General features: G+C 41.3%; 17 protein-coding genes. 2 read left to right on the forward strand and 15 right to left on the reverse strand.

The window, feature by feature from the left end; genetic code table 11:
- Positions 1-91 precede the first annotated feature (91 nt).
- The 6 genes from AC1DRQ_RS24045 to AC1DRQ_RS24070 form a co-directional block, all read right to left on the reverse strand.
- Positions 92-382, reverse strand: a complete 291-nt coding sequence (locus AC1DRQ_RS24045; protein ID WP_429394306.1) for a hypothetical protein — start codon at positions 380-382, stop codon at positions 92-94.
- 84 nt (positions 383-466) lie between these two features.
- Positions 467-2,866, reverse strand: a complete 2,400-nt coding sequence (pheT, locus tag AC1DRQ_RS24050) for a phenylalanine--tRNA ligase subunit beta (protein WP_477427564.1) — start codon at positions 2,864-2,866, stop codon at positions 467-469.
- Positions 2,867-2,942: 76 nt separating this feature from the next.
- On the reverse strand, positions 2,943-3,602 hold the full coding sequence (locus tag AC1DRQ_RS24055; protein WP_477427566.1) for an SGNH/GDSL hydrolase family protein: 660 nt from the start codon (positions 3,600-3,602) through the stop codon (positions 2,943-2,945).
- A gap of 122 nt (positions 3,603-3,724) precedes the next feature.
- Positions 3,725-4,423, reverse strand: a complete 699-nt coding sequence (gene radC / locus AC1DRQ_RS24060) for a RadC family protein (protein WP_429394301.1) — start codon at positions 4,421-4,423, stop codon at positions 3,725-3,727.
- An 84-nt stretch (positions 4,424-4,507) separates the two neighbouring features.
- Complete coding sequence (rpsT, locus tag AC1DRQ_RS24065; protein WP_477427568.1) at positions 4,508-4,762, reverse strand: 30S ribosomal protein S20; 255 nt, start codon at positions 4,760-4,762, stop codon at positions 4,508-4,510.
- Between the two features lie 117 nt (positions 4,763-4,879).
- On the reverse strand, positions 4,880-5,548 hold the full coding sequence (locus tag AC1DRQ_RS24070; RefSeq protein ID WP_477427570.1) for an HAD family hydrolase: 669 nt from the start codon (positions 5,546-5,548) through the stop codon (positions 4,880-4,882).
- Between the two features lie 77 nt (positions 5,549-5,625).
- Here AC1DRQ_RS24070 and AC1DRQ_RS24075 point away from each other — a divergent pair, with 77 nt between their 5' ends.
- On the forward strand, positions 5,626-7,299 hold the full coding sequence (locus tag AC1DRQ_RS24075) for a MutS-related protein (protein WP_477427573.1): 1,674 nt from the start codon (positions 5,626-5,628) through the stop codon (positions 7,297-7,299).
- A gap of 69 nt (positions 7,300-7,368) precedes the next feature.
- Positions 7,369-8,334 carry a zinc dependent phospholipase C family protein gene (locus tag AC1DRQ_RS24080; protein ID WP_477427575.1) on the forward strand — a complete coding sequence of 322 codons (966 nt, stop codon included), beginning with the start codon at positions 7,369-7,371 and terminating at the stop codon, positions 8,332-8,334.
- A gap of 34 nt (positions 8,335-8,368) precedes the next feature.
- On the opposite strand, the gene AC1DRQ_RS24085 is transcribed toward AC1DRQ_RS24080, so the two are convergent.
- From AC1DRQ_RS24085 to AC1DRQ_RS24125, 9 genes are all read right to left on the reverse strand, one after another.
- The gene (locus tag AC1DRQ_RS24085; protein ID WP_477427577.1) at positions 8,369-9,025 is read right to left on the reverse strand and encodes a DedA family protein; all 657 of its coding nucleotides are present in this window, start codon (positions 9,023-9,025) and stop codon (positions 8,369-8,371) included.
- A 46-nt stretch (positions 9,026-9,071) separates the two neighbouring features.
- A complete protein-coding gene (locus AC1DRQ_RS24090; RefSeq protein WP_477427579.1) occupies positions 9,072-9,818 on the reverse strand; it encodes a DUF4397 domain-containing protein in 747 nt (248 codons plus the stop codon).
- Positions 9,819-9,827: 9 nt separating this feature from the next.
- Complete coding sequence (locus AC1DRQ_RS24095) at positions 9,828-10,532, reverse strand: DUF4397 domain-containing protein (protein ID WP_477427581.1); 705 nt, start codon at positions 10,530-10,532, stop codon at positions 9,828-9,830.
- Between the two features lie 113 nt (positions 10,533-10,645).
- Positions 10,646-11,770 (reverse strand): DNA polymerase III subunit beta, encoded by a 1,125-nt coding sequence (gene dnaN / locus AC1DRQ_RS24100; RefSeq protein ID WP_429394283.1) that lies wholly within the window; start codon positions 11,768-11,770, stop codon positions 10,646-10,648.
- Positions 11,771-11,914: 144 nt separating this feature from the next.
- Positions 11,915-14,311 (reverse strand): gliding motility-associated ABC transporter substrate-binding protein GldG, encoded by a 2,397-nt coding sequence (gene gldG / locus AC1DRQ_RS24105; RefSeq protein WP_477427584.1) that lies wholly within the window; start codon positions 14,309-14,311, stop codon positions 11,915-11,917.
- A 115-nt stretch (positions 14,312-14,426) separates the two neighbouring features.
- Positions 14,427-14,927 carry an outer membrane beta-barrel protein gene (locus tag AC1DRQ_RS24110; protein ID WP_429394276.1) on the reverse strand — a complete coding sequence of 167 codons (501 nt, stop codon included), beginning with the start codon at positions 14,925-14,927 and terminating at the stop codon, positions 14,427-14,429.
- Positions 14,928-15,070: 143 nt separating this feature from the next.
- Positions 15,071-15,589: a hypothetical protein gene (locus tag AC1DRQ_RS24115; protein ID WP_477427587.1), complete on the reverse strand. Its 519-nt coding sequence runs from the start codon at positions 15,587-15,589 to the stop codon at positions 15,071-15,073.
- A gap of 60 nt (positions 15,590-15,649) precedes the next feature.
- Positions 15,650-16,360 carry an ATP-binding cassette domain-containing protein gene (locus AC1DRQ_RS24120; RefSeq protein ID WP_477427589.1) on the reverse strand — a complete coding sequence of 237 codons (711 nt, stop codon included), beginning with the start codon at positions 16,358-16,360 and terminating at the stop codon, positions 15,650-15,652.
- A 118-nt stretch (positions 16,361-16,478) separates the two neighbouring features.
- Positions 16,479-17,457, reverse strand: a 979-nt coding sequence (locus AC1DRQ_RS24125; RefSeq protein ID WP_477427591.1) for a DUF885 domain-containing protein, incomplete at its 5' end; no start/stop codon positions are given.

Here is a 17,457-nt window from a genome sequence, read left to right on the forward strand (position 1 = left end):
TCCTCCTCCATGTTTACCTTTAACGGATAAACCCTGTCAGCAATATTTATTTTTATTGAGATTTCTCCCATTGAGCTTTTCACTTTTTGTACTATTTTTTCAATAATACAATACACTTATCTATTTCTTGCACAAAGTCGTTAATTTTTTGCTTTATGTCAAGACTTTTCTCATTTGTTTCTGAAAATGATTTTGCAAGCTTCAATACACGAAGCTTTTCTTCCAGCTCTTTTGTCTTCCCTTTACTTGCGTCAAGGGCAACAGTTAAGGCTTCGCTTTCCAGTTTTAACAGGTCATTCTCCTCCTGTAAAGCAGCACAGAGCTCAATTAATCGCTCGGTCTTGTCTACAATTTTATTTAATTGTTCTGCTACAGAAGGCATGTTTTTCTAAACTCTAATTTCTAAATCTAAACTCTAAATTAAAAATAAATCCCAAATCGAAACTCCGAACTCCAAAATCAAAAATTATTTCCTGATTTCGGCTCCGGCCTCTTTACCTAAGTTATAAATTAATTTTTGCATAATGGCATCAATGGTCTTATCGGTAAGGGTTTTTTCAATATCCTGTATGACAAAACTCAGCGCGTATGATTTTTTTCCGGCCGGCAGTTTGTCGCCTTCATAAACATCAAATACACTAACCTCTTTCAATAGCTTACGCTCCGTTTTTTGAGCAATCTGTTTTAACTGACCAAATGAAACGCTTTTATCTATCAGCATGGAAAGATCGCGCCTTACTGCCGGAAACTTGGATACCTCCTCATAAACAATCTTATTTTTGCGCACTGCCGATAATACCAGGTCAAAATTAAAATCGGCATAAAATACCTCTTTATCCATATCCGCTTTTTTCAAAGCAATGGCAGCTACGGAGCCAAACTTAACCAGTTGTTTACCATGCAGCATGTATTGCAGTCCGAAAGCCATTTTTTTGCAGGTAGCATCATCCACTACATAGTCGGTTATATTCAATCGCTGCAAAATACCATCAACAATAGCTTTCAGGTTATAAAACGATACGGGCTTGGGCTTTTGGTTCCATTGCTCGGCCGCGTTGGCACCGGTAATGAATATAGAAAAGCGCTGTACCTCGCTGTATTTATCATCCTTTACACTGTAAACTTTACCAAACTCATAAAATTTCAGATCGGCTGCGCGGCGGTTCTGGTTATAGGCAATAGCCTCCAGTCCTGAATAGAGCATGGTTTGGCGCATTACATCCAGATCGCTGCTTAATGGGTTCAGGATCTTCACAGCTGTTTCCAGATTATCTGAATAAACTGATTTTGTTAACGAATTGGATAGGATCTCATTAAAACCATTGGCGGTAAGCAGGTCTGATAACTGGTTCTGCACCGTATCCTTCTCAGGCCTTTGCGAATTGTTTAATGATGCCCTGATCTGGGTAGGTATCTCAATATTGTTGTAGCCGTAAATACGCAATATCTCCTCAACAATATCTACCTCGCGGGTTACATCAACACGATAAGGTGGCACCTGCAATGAAAGGCCATCTTCGGTCTCGTTAACTACTTTAATATCCAAAGCCTCAATGATAACTTTAATTTCTGCATGAGGGATAGCCTTGCCTATCAGCCTGTCGATGTTTTTATAAGTTACATCAAAAGCAAACGGAGCAACTGGTGCAGGATAAAGGTCAACTATTTCTGACGATACGTCGCCACCGGCAACCTGCTGCATCAGCAAAGCGGCACGTTTTAAAGCAAATACGGTCATATCCGGATCTGTACCGCGCTCAAACCTGAACGATGCATCGGTTTTTAAACCATGCCTTTTTGCTGTTTTACGGATAGACACCGGGTTAAAATAGGCGCTTTCAATAAAAATGGTATTGGTTGATGCTTTAATCCCTGAATGAATACCGCCAAAAACACCGGCAATGCTCATAGGCTCCTCGGCATTACCTATCATCAGGTCGTGTTCAGATAGTTTGCGCTCTACATCGTCAAGAGTTTTAAAAATTGTTCCCTCTGGATAATTTTTAGCCAGTATTTTATTACCTTTTATTTCGTCGGCATCAAAAGCATGCAGTGGCTGTCCCAGTTCATGCAGCACGTAGTTGGTAACATCCACAATGTTATTGATTGAGCGGATACCAATCACGGCCAATCTTTCCTTTAGCCATTGCGGTGATTCCTTAACCTCAACTCCGCTGATGGTTACGCCCGAAAAACGCAGCGCTGCCTGTTCATTTTCAACCACAACCTCAATAGGCCGGTTGTTATTGTCAACCTTAAACGCGCTTACATCTGGTTTGGTGATCGCTATTTTTAAAAATGCGGCAACATCACGGGCGGTACCTAAATGCGATGCAGCATCGGCGCGGTTGGGGGTTAAACCAATTTCGTACATGTAATCGTCATTCAGCTTAAAGTAATCTTTAGCTAATGAGCCTACTACGGCATCAGCATCAAGCTCCATGATACCGGCATGATCAGTTCCCAGGCCTATCTCATCCTCGGCGCAAATCATCCCTTCAGATACTTCACCACGTATTTTTGATTTATTGATCTTGAATGGCTCGCCGGCTGTTGGGTACACAGTAGTGCCTACAGTGGCTACAACCACCTTTTGCCCGGCAGCTACATTAGCAGCGCCGCAAACAATTTGAAGGCCTTCAGGGCCACCTACATCAACTTTGGTGATACGCAGCCTATCGGCATTGGGGTGTTGAACGCACTCTTTTACAAAACCTATTACCAGGCCTTCTAATCCGCCGGGGATGGATTGTACTTTTTCCAGGCTCTCTACCTCCAAACCGGTACCGGTTAAGATAATTGAAATTTCCTGGGGAGTTTTATCTGTATCAATAAATTCTTTAAGCCAGTTATACGATATCTTCATTATTCAGAAATAATAATCGGCAAAGATACGATTTAGGCTGAAAGGTTAAAGCTGAAAGGAAAAAGGTATTGATTGCTTACAAGCCTGCTTTAAGCACCTCTATCTTCTCATATATTTTCCGGGCCATCCGGCTATAGCCAAGGCTGTTTAAGTGAAGATCGTCAAACCGTAAGCTATGAGGGGGTATATCATCATTAAAATTCCTCAGATCCACACTGTCATTAGGGTTGTACTCCGATATCAGGTAAGTTCGTACATCTATAAAGTGATCCCCGTACGTAACCGCCAAATCGTTATTTAGCTTTTTTATAATGTTATAATAGGGGCGCCCTTTACGTTCGTTTGCCCTATCTGCATTTAAAACCCCCAGTACTAAATAATAGTTATGCCCCAATTTGCTAACCATGGTATCAATATCATTTTTTACCTGCGCAGGGTTAATAAAATTGTTCCTTCCGGCCCATATAATAACCGGATCTTTATAAAGTTTAGGGGTGTGCACCATACGATCACATATCCTCGTACTGGTTTCGCCACGTACCCCTTCATTAAGTATTTTTATTGACGATAACTGTTGCAGGATTGCCGGATAGGTATCACCGCCGGTACTGCCAAGTCCCAGGGTTAAACTATCGCCCCAGGCAACAATCTGTGGTCCGCTTTCCTGGTCATTTGTTTTAGCACATCCAAGCAGAATCAAAAATGCTGATAACAGCACACAAACAGTTGATTTCATTAGTTTTCTGAAAGGCCTTTATTGAACCTGACACATAACAGGGCTAAGTGAATAGGTGAGCTAAATATAATAAAATATTATTATATTGAAATGCAATATGCCAATGTAAAATCATTCATTTTTCAAATGATTCCCTCATCCCCAAAGCTATAATATCCATTATCGGTAATAATGAGATGGTCAAGCACATTGATCTCCAGCATACGGCCGGCGGCGCTTATTTTTTTGGTAAGATCAATATCCTGATGACTGGGCTTTAAATTGCCCGAGGGGTGGTTATGTACCAGTATGATGCCGCTGGCCTGTTGTTGCAGGGCTATATAAAAAATGATTTTAGGATCGGCTACCGTAGCTGATAGTCCGCCTTTACTCACCAGTTCTTTAGCCAATACCTTTTGTGAGCGCCCCACCAGTATGATCCAAAATTCCTCGTGATTCAGATCTATCAGGTGGCGGCGCATAATATTGTAAGCATCGCGACTGGCAGTAATGTACTCTATGGCCTTAGTTTCGGTGTCGTTACGGCGCCGACCTATTTCAAGCGCGGCTATGATGGATATAGCCTTAGCCTCTCCTATCCCCTTAAATTTTGAAAGTTCACTTATGGAAGCTTTGCCCAGCTTGTTCAGATCATTTTCATAATGATGCAGAATGCGTTTGCTCAGTTCAACGGCGGTTTCATTGCGGCTACCCGAGCCAATGAGGATCGCCATCAGTTCGGCATCTGTTAATGCCCGGCGGCCCTGGCTGCTCAGTTTCTCGCGCGGGCGATCTTCTTCGGCCCATGATTTTATACTGATATTGTCTTTGTAGTTTTCCACGGCATTAAAGTATGCAAAAACGGGCAAACAAAAAAAGGGATCATGCCATGGCACAATCCCCTTTTAATATTTTGAAGCTATAAATTAGCTTAAGCCGTTTACAAATTTTGTAAGCTTCGATTTATTGTTTGAAGCTTTGTTTTTGTGAATAACATTCTTTTTAGCCAAACGGTCTAACWTAGAGATCACTTTAACTAACAGTGCACTTGCATCAGCTTTAGTGGTTGTGCCTCTTAATTTTTTAATAGCGTTCCTGGTTGTTTTAGCCTGGTACCTGTTACGTAAACGCTTCGCAGCGTTTGACCTGATTCTTTTTAAAGACGATTTATGATTTGCCATTGTATAGCTTTGTTATTCTTTTTTCTATTTATTTTAAGGACTGCAAATATAGGTTGATAAATTTAAATATGCAAGTGGTTTTTTAAATTTAAAATGAGGCGGTTACCGTCAATACCGTTATACTATCAAACCACTTTGAACCAGGTAATCTTTTACCTCATTAAAATCCAGGAACAGTTTATCGGCTATGGTTAGTTTGTGATGCTCATCTGTATTGTTTTGAATAGCAAAACAGGTTAGCCCCGCAGCCTTAGCCGATCTAATGCCGTTTATAGTATCCTCAAAAACTAAACACTCCTCTTTTTTTAAGCCCAGTTTTTCAACACAAACATTATAGCTTTCAGGATCAGGTTTACTTTTGGCTACCTCGGTTCTGGTTATGATCAGCTTAAAATATTTGCCTAAGCCATTTCTTTCAAAAACCGCCTCCACGTCCTGCCGCGGGCTTGATGTTACCAGGGCAAGCGTTAAATTTTTCTGTTGAAAATACTCCAGCACATCGGCAACATAAGGCATCAGGTTAACATCTTTGGTTTTTAGGCGCTCAAGTGTTAGCTTTTCTCTTTTTTTAATTAGCTCTGGCAGCGGGGTAACAATACCAAATTTTTCAATCAGACGACCTGCATTGGCCGGCATCGGCACTCCTGCATAATTATTAAGCCAGTCTTCATAGGTTAGTTTAGCGTCAAACTCTTCCAAAATCTCGTTCCAGCATTCAAAATGAAAAAATTCAGAATCTATTAAAGTACCGTCCAGATCAAATAATAGCGCTTTGGGAGCCTGCATAACAATTTGTTTAAGGCCTGAAAGTAAAAAATTAATTCCTGTTTCACGGCTTATTGATTTTAATACTACTTTTAAATATGTTTTATTGGTTATTAGGCTTATTAATTATTGCTATCCTATTATTAATAACCGGCTTTGTAAAAAGCCGCCATTTAAAAAATAAAAAACTTATCGAAATAAAAGAGCAGTGGGGCAAGCCCAAAGATGTTTACCGAAACTTTAAACTGATAGGTGCCTATTTAACCGCTTACGAAAACGGGAGTGATATAAAAGCCAATACAGCCACCGACCTTGATGTGGATGGCGTATTTGGCTATATAGACCGTACCAACTCCAAACCCGGCCAGCAATACCTGTATAAAAAATTGCACTCGCCAGAGATCTCTGAAAACCATTTCAATATTCTTGAACAACAGATAGCGCATATCAATAGCAACCAAACGCTAAGAGAACTCACCGAACTAAAACTATCTGAATTAGGTAACAGCGATGCCTATTACCTGCCCCAGCTATTCAGCAAAACGCAGGAATCCTTTTTTAGCCCGCTGGTGAAATTGTACATCCGCGTAGCGCCGCCTTTAACTATATTGTTTATAGCGAGCTTGTTTATGGTTCCTAATCAGTTTGCATTAATAGCTGCTTTCATATTGATTATTGCCAACGTAATTATCCATTATAGCAATAAAACTAAAATGTTAAGCTATACTCACTCGCTACCACAGCTTTTAATTTTAAACAATGTGGGTAAATGGCTTGCAGATAACCACCTGTTTGAAAACGATGAGCAGATTAGCAAGAGCCTGATCAATTTAGCCAGGCTAAAAAAATCGCTAAACTTTATCAACCTACAAAATAAAGCAGCTGTTGATCCTACGGATATGGCTTACCTGATAACCGAATGGCTAAAAATGTTTTTGCTGATTGAACCACTGGTATTTTTGTTTTCGATAAGCCGCGTTAATAAATACCTTGATCATATTAAATTACTTTATGAAGCAGTGGCCCGGGTTGATATGGCTATTTCCATACAGTCGGTAAGGGCAGGCGCTGTGCATTATTGCAAACCTAAGTTTTTAACCGGCAGCGAGAGCATTATGGTAAAGGAGCTGTATCATCCGCTTATTGAAAACTGCGTAGCTAACTCCATCAGTATTGATAGCAGGCAAGGCGTACTAATCACCGGGTCAAACATGTCGGGCAAAACAACATTCATCAGGGCCATTGCTGTAAATGCCCTGCTATCGCAAACCATTAATACCAGTTTTGCAAGTGCTTATAGTGCGCCACCGCTAAAAATATTTACCAGCATTAACATGAGTGATGATATGGACAGCCACAAAAGCTATTTCCAGGCCGAGGCATTATCGGTAAAAAACATTATTGCCGCGGCCACCGCAAGTAAACCCATTAGCAGCCTGGTTATTATTGATGAAATTTTTAGGGGTACTAACACTATTGAAAGAATTGCTGCAGCCAAGGCGGTGCTCTCCTACTTTATTGAAAATAAAAGCTTTGTTCTGGTATCAACCCACGATCTGGAACTGGCCGAGCTGCTGGGCGAAGATTATAAGGTTTTTTCCTTTGAAGAACTTATTGGAGATAACCGCCTGGTATTTGATTATAAAATTAAGGAGGGTCTGCTTAAAACCCGGAACGGTATAGCCGTTTTACAAGGGCTTGGTTTTCCGGACAGCATTATTAACGAAGCCAACAGGATAAGCATACAACTCAGAGATAAGTATACCCTATAATTTCAATAGATAGCAAAACATGCCGGCAATAAAAAACCCAAAACTTATCAATCCAAACTTAAAGCCCTCATGAAGCGCCGCATCATATTAAGTATATCGTGCATTTGCCTGCTCCTGCTTTGCTCATCATGGGGTTTCTTTGCGCATTACCGCATAAACCGACTGGCAGTTTTTACATTGCCTAAAGCTATGGCTGGCTTTTATAAGAACAATATCGAATTTATAACCCAGCACGCCGTTAGTGCTGATAAACGACGTTACGTGGATTCATTGGAGGCCCCAAGGCATTTTTTTGATGCCGACCATTATGGTAAAAAACCATTTGCCGCGATGCCCCAGAAATGGGCGAATGCTGCTGCTAAATATTCGGCCGATACACTGGATAAATATGGTACCGTTCCGTGGACCATTCAATACCAGTATTACAAACTTGTACGTGCCTTTAAAGCACATGATACTACGGCCATACTCACTACATCGGCCAACCTGGGCCATTATATTGCCGACGCGCACGTACCATTGCACCTTACCGAAAACTATAATGGGCAACTCACAGGTCAAACCGGTATACATGCACTATGGGAAAGCCGCCTACCCGAACTGTTTGGCAACCGTTATAATTATTTTGTAGGCAAGGCCCGCTATATTGAAAATCCGCTGGCCGAGGCTTTTAAAATTTGCAGGGTTTCGTTTAAAAGTATCGATACAGTATTACGTTTTGAGCGCATGCTCAGTAAAACTTTCCCGGCCGATAAAAAATACGGCCTTGTACTGCATGGCAAAAAGGAGATCAATGATTATTCGGTTGCTTATAGCCAGGCCTATCAAAAAATGCTGAAGGGAATGGTTGAGCGGCAAATGCGGGCATCCATACTTTCGGTTGGGAGTTTCTGGTATTCGGCCTGGGTTGATGCCGGGCAACCCGATCTTGATAAATTGATAAAACAACCTATGAATCCCGATCAAAGGAAAAACCTGCAACGTGAAGAGGCTTTATACAAAACCGGAAAATGCACTTACCTGGTAACTAAATAATGTCCCGGGGTAAAAACAAGTGGCTTATTTGTGATTATTTAACCTCAGCTTTTTTATTGGTCTTGCTTTTTATAGCAGCATAAATTGGCGGAACTACAGAAATCAATATAATGGCCATTACTACCAGGGTAAAGTTTTGTTTTATAACCGGGATGTTCCCAAAAAAGAACCCGATGAACAAAAAACTAAGTACCCAGGCTATACCCCCCACAATATTGTATAAACTGTAACGTAAAAATGGCATACGGCCAACTCCTGCCACAAAGGGCGCTATGGTTCTGATAATAGGTAAAAAACGGCTGAATATAACCGCTTTACCGCCATGCTTATCAAAAAACGCTTTGGTATTCAGGTAGTATTCTAACTTTAATATCTTGTTATTTTCCTTAAAAACTTTGGGCCCTAAATAATTACCCAGCAAATAGTTAATCGTATTACCCGTAAAGGCCGCTACTACCAGTAATATAGCAATTAAGGTAATATCTAAGCCGGTTTGACCGGTTGCTATCAGAGCCCCTGCTGCAAATAATAAGGAGTCGCCGGGTAAAAATGGGGTAACAACAAAACCGGTTTCAGCAAAAATTATGGCAAACAGGATGAGGTATGTCCAGCCCTGGTAATCTCGCGTTATCTGGCTCAAATGAACATCAATATGTAGTATAAAGTCGATAATGGTTTTAATTACTTCCACGGTTCTTAAAATTTTGGCTAAAATAGGAATATAAAAAGAATAGCTGCTACTGAGTGGTCTTAAGAAGTAAATTATTTGACAGTACAGCCGCGCCAAACGCAACCGAATCTGTACGGCCCACAATGCCTTGCGTATAAATAGTATAAGCCCAGCCATCCTGTATGGTTACATTTGGAATAGTGGTTTGAACTACTGTGGGAATATTATGTGCGTTTATAGTGAAGTTATAATTCCCTACGGGCAACTCAATGTATGTAGATATTGAATCAAAAGGTAAATTATTAAACGCCTGGGTATCATTAGCCCACAGATCAAGGTTTGGTGATGATGGCGAGGTATGGGCAAATCTTATCTTCCCTCGCCCCAATGTTGGCAGGGTTGCAGTATCAAGCGATAAAATAGAGTTTTTTATAGAGCCTTCTTTATCACCCTTGTAGCCGGTAATAAACAGGGTATATTTAGCATTGGCTTTTAATGTGCTATCAATGGTAAGTACGTTTACCGGAGACGTTACGGCTGTACGGAATTGTATTGGTGGCTGCAGTGTTGACAGAAAAAAATAACCGGAATTGGTAGGATAAGTATAAGTAGCGGTGCTCTCCTTAATAAAGTTCAGGTATAAATTTAATGGCCCCGCATCCGGACTTAAATTAACGATCTGCAATTGCGTATTTAGCCCCGATGAATTGGCATTTGCACCTTTACCGCATGATGATATGAACGGAAACAGTAAAATACCCGCAGTGACCAAAAATAATGAAACCAGTAAGCTGCTTTTATTTTGAGTAGCCATTATATATTTTTATTGATTAATTATTAAGTGGGTGTTTAGTCCCTGGTTGCCTGCTGTCTTAACTGAGCCATAAGTAAATAAGGTATAAATTTGTCCGGCGTTAAGCGTTATGGTAGTGTCGCGTTTAGGGTTTAAGGGCGATGATGCCTGGTAAACACTAACATTATGTATAAATCCTCCTTTTATTCTTATAAAATCGGTTGATGTTTTATAAGTCACATTATTAAATTTAATAGTATCCAAAATAGTATTTGTCGCGCTTGTTCCTTCAAACGCTACAACCAAAGGGCCAGAATCAGGCGAAGCATTTACAAACCTAACTAATGCATTGTCATTAGTATCGGTCTGCAGCACGTCGTGGGTTAAAAAGGCATCATCAGCAGTTTGACCAGCCACATATAACGAATAATACTTACCAGAATCAAGCGTTAACGGCTTGGTAAAAAGCGGGTTTGTATTGCCAGCAATTTTAACCTGATAATTTTGAGTCCCTGCAATTACAGGTACGTAACCGAGTGTCCCGCCGGGGTAGTAGCTTGTTGTATTATTGATCCTGGTACCATTAATATAGTAGTTAATGGTGTTTAATGACGCATTAACTACATTAAGATTGGTAGTATTTGTAACCTGAGGTTTATCGTCATTTTTTTTACATGACGATATGATGTATGCAACAGCTGCAACAATAAACAAAGCTTTAACCCTGATATTCATATATAATTATAAGCTATATAACTGCTTACTGTAATTTTTGTTATCCCGGCGAACAAAAAAGTCCGGTTTTTAAAGCCCGGACTCGATTTTGGATTTATAATTTAAGTTTACACTTAAGCATAACTATTGAGCATAACCGGCATAACCAGCATCAGCACATCTTCGTTCTCATCGCCGCCCTGTGGCAGCAATAATCCGGCACGGTTAGGTGTCGACATTTCCAAAGATACCTCTTCGCAACTTAAATTCTTCAACATTTCTATTAAAAAACGTGCATTAAAGCCAATTTCCATGTCTTCGCCTTCATACTGACAGCTTAAACGCTCATGCGCTTCGTTTGCAAAATCAATATCTTCTGACGATATATTGAGCTCACTGCCATTAATTTTAAGCCTTACCTGGTGCGTGGTTTTGTTGGCATAAATAGCCACACGATTTAACGACCCCAGGAAGGTAAGCCTGTCAATACTTAATTTATTTGGATTGGTTTGTGGTATTACGGCTTCGTAATCAGGGTAACGCTCATCAATTAAACGGCAAACCAGGTTAATGTTGCCAAATTTAAAAAACGCGCTGGTTGAGTTATACTCTACAGATACATTCACATCATCAGTTGGTAATGATGATTTAAGCAGCGTTAACGCTTTTTTAGGTAATATAAACGATGTTGTACTTGCAGCTTTTGCATCCTTACGGCGATAACGTACCAGCTTATGGGCATCGGTGGCTACAAAAGTAAGGTGCTGTGTACTTAACTGGCAATAAACACCAGTCATGGCCGGGCGCAGTTCATCATTACTCACCGCAAAAATAGTTTTGTTTATAGCTTCGGCCAAAACCGAGGCCGGCAAATTTACTGACGATGCGTTCTCAACTACCGGTATTTTGGGGAAATCTTCGCCATTCTCGCCGCTCAGCTTGTACTTTCCGTCGCCTGCGTTAATTTCAATAGCAAACGTGTTATCATCTACAGAAAAAGCTACTGGTTGTTCCGGTAACGATTTTAGTGTCTCTAATAAAATACGCGATGGTATGGCAATACGGCCGTTCTCCTTAGCTTCAACTGGCAAGGAGGTAGTCATGCTGGTTTGCAGATCGGTTGCAGAAATGGTTAAGTTTCCATCCTTTATCTCGAACAAAAAGTTTTCCAGTATAGGCAACACGGTACTGTTACTTAAAGCGCCGCTTACTGCTTGCAGTTGTTTGAGTAATGTTGATGTAGAAACAATAAATCTCATATGGGTCTATTTAATCAATCAAAAATATAAAATTAAGCCTCACCTAAATCCTCTCCAAAGGAGAGGACTTTAACTCTTCCTTTTTTGAACCCTCTCCTCTGGAGAGGGCAGGGTGAGGCTAATGGTTACCAAAAATATAAAAATTTAATGGGCATACTTCCGCTTACGAATATAATGTTGAAAAATAGCACATATTAACACTAAAATCAACGGTCCGGCGGTGTTCACGAACTGCCAGTACATTTTCTCGTTGCGTATGCGGGCCCGGTTAAGCAGGCGCATCTTTACCTCCTTGGTTCGCAGAGCTATCAAGCCCGAATCGTCGGTCATATAATCAGCAATGTTAAGCAACAGGTTTTTATTGCCATAGGTTTGCTGTGTATAATGGTCATAACCCAGCGGGTAAGGCGAACCATCGGTACCTACCTGGTTTTTCAGGATATCACCGTCACTGATCACAATCATTTTGGTGGGTTTGCTTCCGGGCTGTATGGCAACCTGCTCATTAAGTCCTTCGGGCAGCGGCCTGTTGCGCCAGTTGGATATAAATTCACCTTCCAGTAATACGCCAACGGTTTTGGGTAGGCTTTGAAATTCTTTAGGGTTTGGCTCCTGCTCCAGCGCCTGTAACGACAGTACATGTGGGGCGCTCATCTTTTTATTATATGGCGATGAAGTAAGCAGCACCGTTTTTTTAATATTTTTTGTTTCCAGCAGATCGATGGTACTGGCAAACTCACTGCTGATACCATCCAGGTTTTTCACCACCGGGTGTTTGGACATGGGGATAAAAACCGGGTAAAACAGCCAGGGCAGCATTTGTATTTGTGCCTGCCCGCCTACACTACCGGTACTTACCGGTATTTGCGAACAATTCATATCGGCAATCAGATCATAATTGATACGTACCCCATAGCGAAACAACTGATCATCAAGGTTCAGCTGTTTGGCGAAGGCCAGCTGCTCGCCACCATGGCCGCGCAAACTATCCAATTCGGCGTTTACCTGGTCAATGGCCCACAGTACACGGYCCCCACGCATAATGTACTGATCGAGCTTAAATTTTTCCAGCTCGGTGAATTTCTTATCAGGTTTAGGGATCACCAGCAGCTTTAACTGCATCAGCCCTTTAAACGGAATAGTTGCCAAATCAACCCTGCCAACCTCGTACCCATCCGCTAAATCTTTCATCGCATAATGCAATTGCAAATCAGTGAGTTCATTATGCCCTTCCGTAAATCCTATAATGGGCTTCCCGCCACTGATAGCTTTTTTTATGGCAGATGAAAAAGCGTATTCCAGATTTTGAATAGAGTTGTTTATAGACTCATCATCAGAAAGGCCTATACGACGCTGTAATAAATTTACAGCAATTTCTTTCCCGCCCGAAACAACCAATGCCGATGAAACCAATACCTTTTGAACTACACCATCATCTGTTTTGAAACTCCATGTTTGAGGTGTCAATCCTTTATCTGACAAGTTTTGTAAAGTACTATTCTGCTGTTCCTGGCTTTGCCCTTTCAAAGGGTCAACAAATTCAAATTGTAATTTACGGTGGCTGTAAGCCTGCAGATCGCTCAGCATATCGCGTGTAGCACCCTGCAAGCGTTTAAATCCTGCCGGGAAATTATTGCCCTGCAAATAAACCGTAACCTTTACCGGCTGCAGCAAGCTATCCATGATCTGTTTGCTGATGGGTGATATGGTATAACGCTTTTCGGTAGTAAAATCAAAACGAGTAAAAGCAATATTGGAGATAAACGCAATGATCAACAAAATGCCTGTGTATCCCAGCATCGTAGTTGTAAGCAGCTTCTTTTTACGCTGACGGATGATAACAAACAACGTAAACCATATATATATACCGGTAACAATTATAAAATAAGCCAGGTCGCGGGTATCCAGTACCCCACGGCTTACAGATTGATAATGCTCAGTGGTGCCCAGGTTTTGCAGACCCAGATCCTGCAAGGATAATAGCTGGCTTAATGAATCAAACCCACTGTAAAAAAAGAAACACAAAAACACCGCGATGGTAAAGGCAATGATCTGGTTTTTGGTTACCGAAGATGCGAACAGGCCAATAGCAGCAAATGCTGCGCCCAATAAAAATAAACCGATGTATGAGCCTATAACCGCCCCGGTATCAATATTGCCTTGTGGTGTACCCAATGTACTTACCGAAAAATAGTAAACCAGCGTAGGCATCAGGGCAAAAAGTATCAGCAGTACAGCGGCAAAGTATTTTCCAAGTATGATTTGCCAGTCGGTAAGAGGGCGTGTAAAAAGTAATTCAAAGGTACCTTCCTTACGTTCCTCGGCCAGTGAGCGCATGGTGATGGCCGGTATCAGGAACATGAACAGGTAAGGCGCCGTACTGAACAGGCTTTCCAGGCCGGCATAGCCATAATCTAAAATGCTTGAATCTGGAAACACCCACAAAAACAGGCCCAGCACCAATAAAAACACGCCAATGGTAACGTAAGCTACCAGCGAACTAAGGTATGATGTGATTTCTTTTTTAAGGATGCTAAGCACTTTTTTAATCTGGAGTTGAGCGCCGAAATTACAATATTATTGTGCTAAAGCAAAGCGGTTGGTAAACGAAAAAGCCCGGAGTTAATACCTCCGGGCTTTCCTTATGATCCGCTCGTTAAAAACGGTAAGCCAAACGCAAACCAACCTGACTGATAGTTCCATTATGCGACCAACCTTCATAACGAACGCCGGCTTCAAAGCCACCATCAAAGGTATAACCTATACCAGGAGCATAAACAAATGCAGTACCGCCGCCGCTTTGAGTAGAAAATGCAGCACCTAACTGACCTTCAGCAAAAAAACCTCGATCAAAGTAATACTTGATACCCGCTTTTAAAGGAATAGCCCCATCTGATTTTTCAAATCCCAAATCTTTTAATTCACTTTTAACCTGGAATGAATTGTAACCGGCAGAAAGTGTAAAGAAAGTACTTTCTGCAATTGGAAGTTCGTATTTAAGTGACCCACCAAATACAGAACTATAAACATTGTGTGCATCGCCCACAGGTAAACCGGCTTCAAAACCGATACTAAATTTGCCGCCGTCCTTAGACTGTGCGAAAGTTGCAAATGCTGTGCCGCCTAAGATTAATAAGGCCAATAGAATTTTTTTCATAATTTAAGGTTTTTGTAATGTTTATAATACAGTATAACAAGGTTATTGTTTCACTGTGGTTTAGGTATATTGACAGTTATTATCACAAAACGTTACTAATTCTGCAATAAATATTATAAACAATAAGATATAGCGTATTATATTTATCTGAAACAATAAGCTAAACGCAATCCAAATTGCCCAAAAGTGCTGCCACTTTTTGACCAGGCTTCATAACGCACACCGGCTTCAAAGCCACCATCAAAAGTATAGCCAATACCTGGGGAGTAGGCAAATGCAGTACCGCCACCACTTGCAGTAGCTATAGCGGCGCCAACTTGTGCTTCACCAAAAAAACCTTTATTAAAATAGTATTTACCACCTATTTTTAACGGAACAAAACCTGATGACGACTGGTTGCTGCCAAAAAAACGCAATAATTCTTTGGCTTCGTCCTTAATTTGGAAATTACTGTACCCGGCAGAAAATGTAACGTAAAAATTGGGGGCAACTGGTAAATCGTACTTAAGCGAGCCGCCTATGCCAAACTTGTACAGGTCACTGTAGTCGCCAACTGGTAAACCGCCTTCAAGTCCAATACTAAATTTACCGGGATTTGATTGTGCTAAACAGGTAAAGAAAGAGCCCGCTGTTAGCAGGAGAGCTAATAGAATTTTTTTCATAATTGATAAGGTTTTAATTTTCCTCAAAAGTAAAACATTATTAATTAGAATGAAATAGTATTAATTACTACTCGTTAGCGATATAAATATCTGTTCCAGTGTGCTGTCATTATGCTCACTCCGCAAGTTTTGCAGGGTATCATCGGCCACAATTTTTCCTTTGTTAATGATGATCACTTTATTGCACACCGCCTCAACTTCCTGCATAATATGGGTTGACAGGATGATGGTTTTTGTTTTACCCAGATCAAGGATCAATTGGCGGATGCCGATCAACTGGTTTGGATCAAGACCGGAGGTTGGTTCGTCCAGGATCAGCACATCTGGATCATGCAGAATGGCCTGTGCCAGCCCTACCCTTTGGCGGTAACCCTTGGATAACTGTGCTATTTTTTTATGCTGTTCGGGACCAAGCCCGGTTTGCTCAATAATACAGGCTATGCGTTTTTCCGGTTCTTGTATCTTGTGGATTCCTGCAATAAAGCCAAGCGACTCCTTTACATACATATCTAAATAAAGGGGATTACTTTCGGGCAGATAGCCTATGTGACGGCGTACATCCAAAGGCCGGGTAACTACATCAAACCCACATACCGAAGCCGTACCAGAGGTTTGCGGAATAAAGCAGGTAAGTATTTTCATGGTGGTTGATTTACCTGCACCATTTGGCCCTAAAAATCCCAAAACGCCGGGCCCGGCATTAAAGCTGATGTCATCAACCGCTTTTTGCCCGCCATAAATTTTTGTTAATGATTGTACCCGGATACTCATGCTTCAAATTTAAAAATAGATGCTATGTTTGAGACAGAAAGTAAGAGATTAGTTACACAAGGGTGCATTTAATTAATCTCCCATCACGCTTACAGGTTCTTCGCTATGCTCATGTGTACTACTTACTCACTGGCGGCTTAGCCAACATGGCTTCTTTTATAAATTTAACCGGCGCACTGCCATAGCTTAAAAACTTCTCGTTAAACTCCTTCAGTTTGTATTTGTCGCCCATTTTGGTTTTGTAGGCATCGCGCAGGTCAACTATCTCTTTATAGCCAGTATAATAACTGGTTAACTGCACACTGCTAACACTTACCCTTTTCCATTTACCTTCAGCTTCGGCCTGTTGCTGAAAAGCTTCGGCGGTAAGCATTTTAACAGCTTGCTCTTTGGTCATGTTGCCGCTGTGTACGCTATAATCTAATATGGTATTGCAAACCGAGCGCAGGTGCCATTTATACCACATCAACCTCATTTCGGGCTCTTTGTTGCCGTAGCCACTATCAAGCATCATTTCCTCAGCATATACTGCCCAGCCTTCGTTCATGGCCCCGTTACCAAATACCGATTTGATGATACTTGGCGCTTTGTTGGCGTAAACACCCTGCACATAATGTCCGGGAACAGCCTCATGAATGCTCAATATTTGAATAATGTATTGATTGTATTCGCGCAGGTAGCTCTCTGCCTTTTCAGGGCTCCAGCCAGCCAGGCTGCCCACGTTGTAATAAGAGTTACCCCCTTTATCATAAGGACCCGGAGCGCTCATAGACGCACCCGCAACCCCGGCCATGTAGCCAGGTTCTTTACGTATAACCAACGGTTTTGAAGGATCAAGCGTAACCAGGTCCTTAGCTTTCACAAAAGCGTTAAGCTTGGGGATAAGCTGTACAATGGCTGATTGAAATTCATCAGGCTTTACATGTTTTGATGAAAGCGTATCTATCATGGCACTAACCAGCCCAAGTGTATCAGTTGGCATTGTTTTTTGGCCGAAGTATTTTGACCACAGCTGTCGGCTTATTTTGGCCATTTCGCCGTGCAGGTATTTTTTACGTTGAACAGCTGCGTTGTAAACCTGCTGCGCAGTATTGGCC

This window comes from Mucilaginibacter sp. P4_E8 (genome assembly GCF_056401495.1).

Excerpts from the sequence above, each read along its gene's own strand:
- AC1DRQ_RS24045 (WP_429394306.1), bottom strand. The coding sequence starts at position 382 with ATGCCTTCTGTAGCAGAACAATTAAATAAAATTGTAGACAAGACCGAG.
- pheT (WP_477427564.1), bottom strand. The coding sequence starts at position 2,866 with ATGAAGATATCGTATAACTGGCTTAAAGAATTTATTGATACAGATAAA.
- AC1DRQ_RS24055 (WP_477427566.1), bottom strand. The coding sequence starts at position 3,602 with ATGAAATCAACTGTTTGTGTGCTGTTATCAGCATTTTTGATTCTGCTT.
- AC1DRQ_RS24070 (WP_477427570.1), bottom strand. The coding sequence starts at position 5,548 with ATGCAGGCTCCCAAAGCGCTATTATTTGATCTGGACGGTACTTTAATA.
- AC1DRQ_RS24075 (WP_477427573.1), top strand. The coding sequence starts at position 5,626 with ATGTTTTATTGGTTATTAGGCTTATTAATTATTGCTATCCTATTATTA.
- AC1DRQ_RS24080 (WP_477427575.1), top strand. The coding sequence starts at position 7,369 with ATGAAGCGCCGCATCATATTAAGTATATCGTGCATTTGCCTGCTCCTG.
- AC1DRQ_RS24090 (WP_477427579.1), bottom strand. The coding sequence starts at position 9,818 with ATGGCTACTCAAAATAAAAGCAGCTTACTGGTTTCATTATTTTTGGTC.
- AC1DRQ_RS24095 (WP_477427581.1), bottom strand. The coding sequence starts at position 10,532 with ATGAATATCAGGGTTAAAGCTTTGTTTATTGTTGCAGCTGTTGCATAC.
- dnaN (WP_429394283.1), bottom strand. The coding sequence starts at position 11,770 with ATGAGATTTATTGTTTCTACATCAACATTACTCAAACAACTGCAAGCA.
- AC1DRQ_RS24110 (WP_429394276.1), bottom strand. The coding sequence starts at position 14,927 with ATGAAAAAAATTCTATTGGCCTTATTAATCTTAGGCGGCACAGCATTT.
- AC1DRQ_RS24115 (WP_477427587.1), bottom strand. The coding sequence starts at position 15,589 with ATGAAAAAAATTCTATTAGCTCTCCTGCTAACAGCGGGCTCTTTCTTT.
- AC1DRQ_RS24120 (WP_477427589.1), bottom strand. The coding sequence starts at position 16,360 with ATGAGTATCCGGGTACAATCATTAACAAAAATTTATGGCGGGCAAAAA.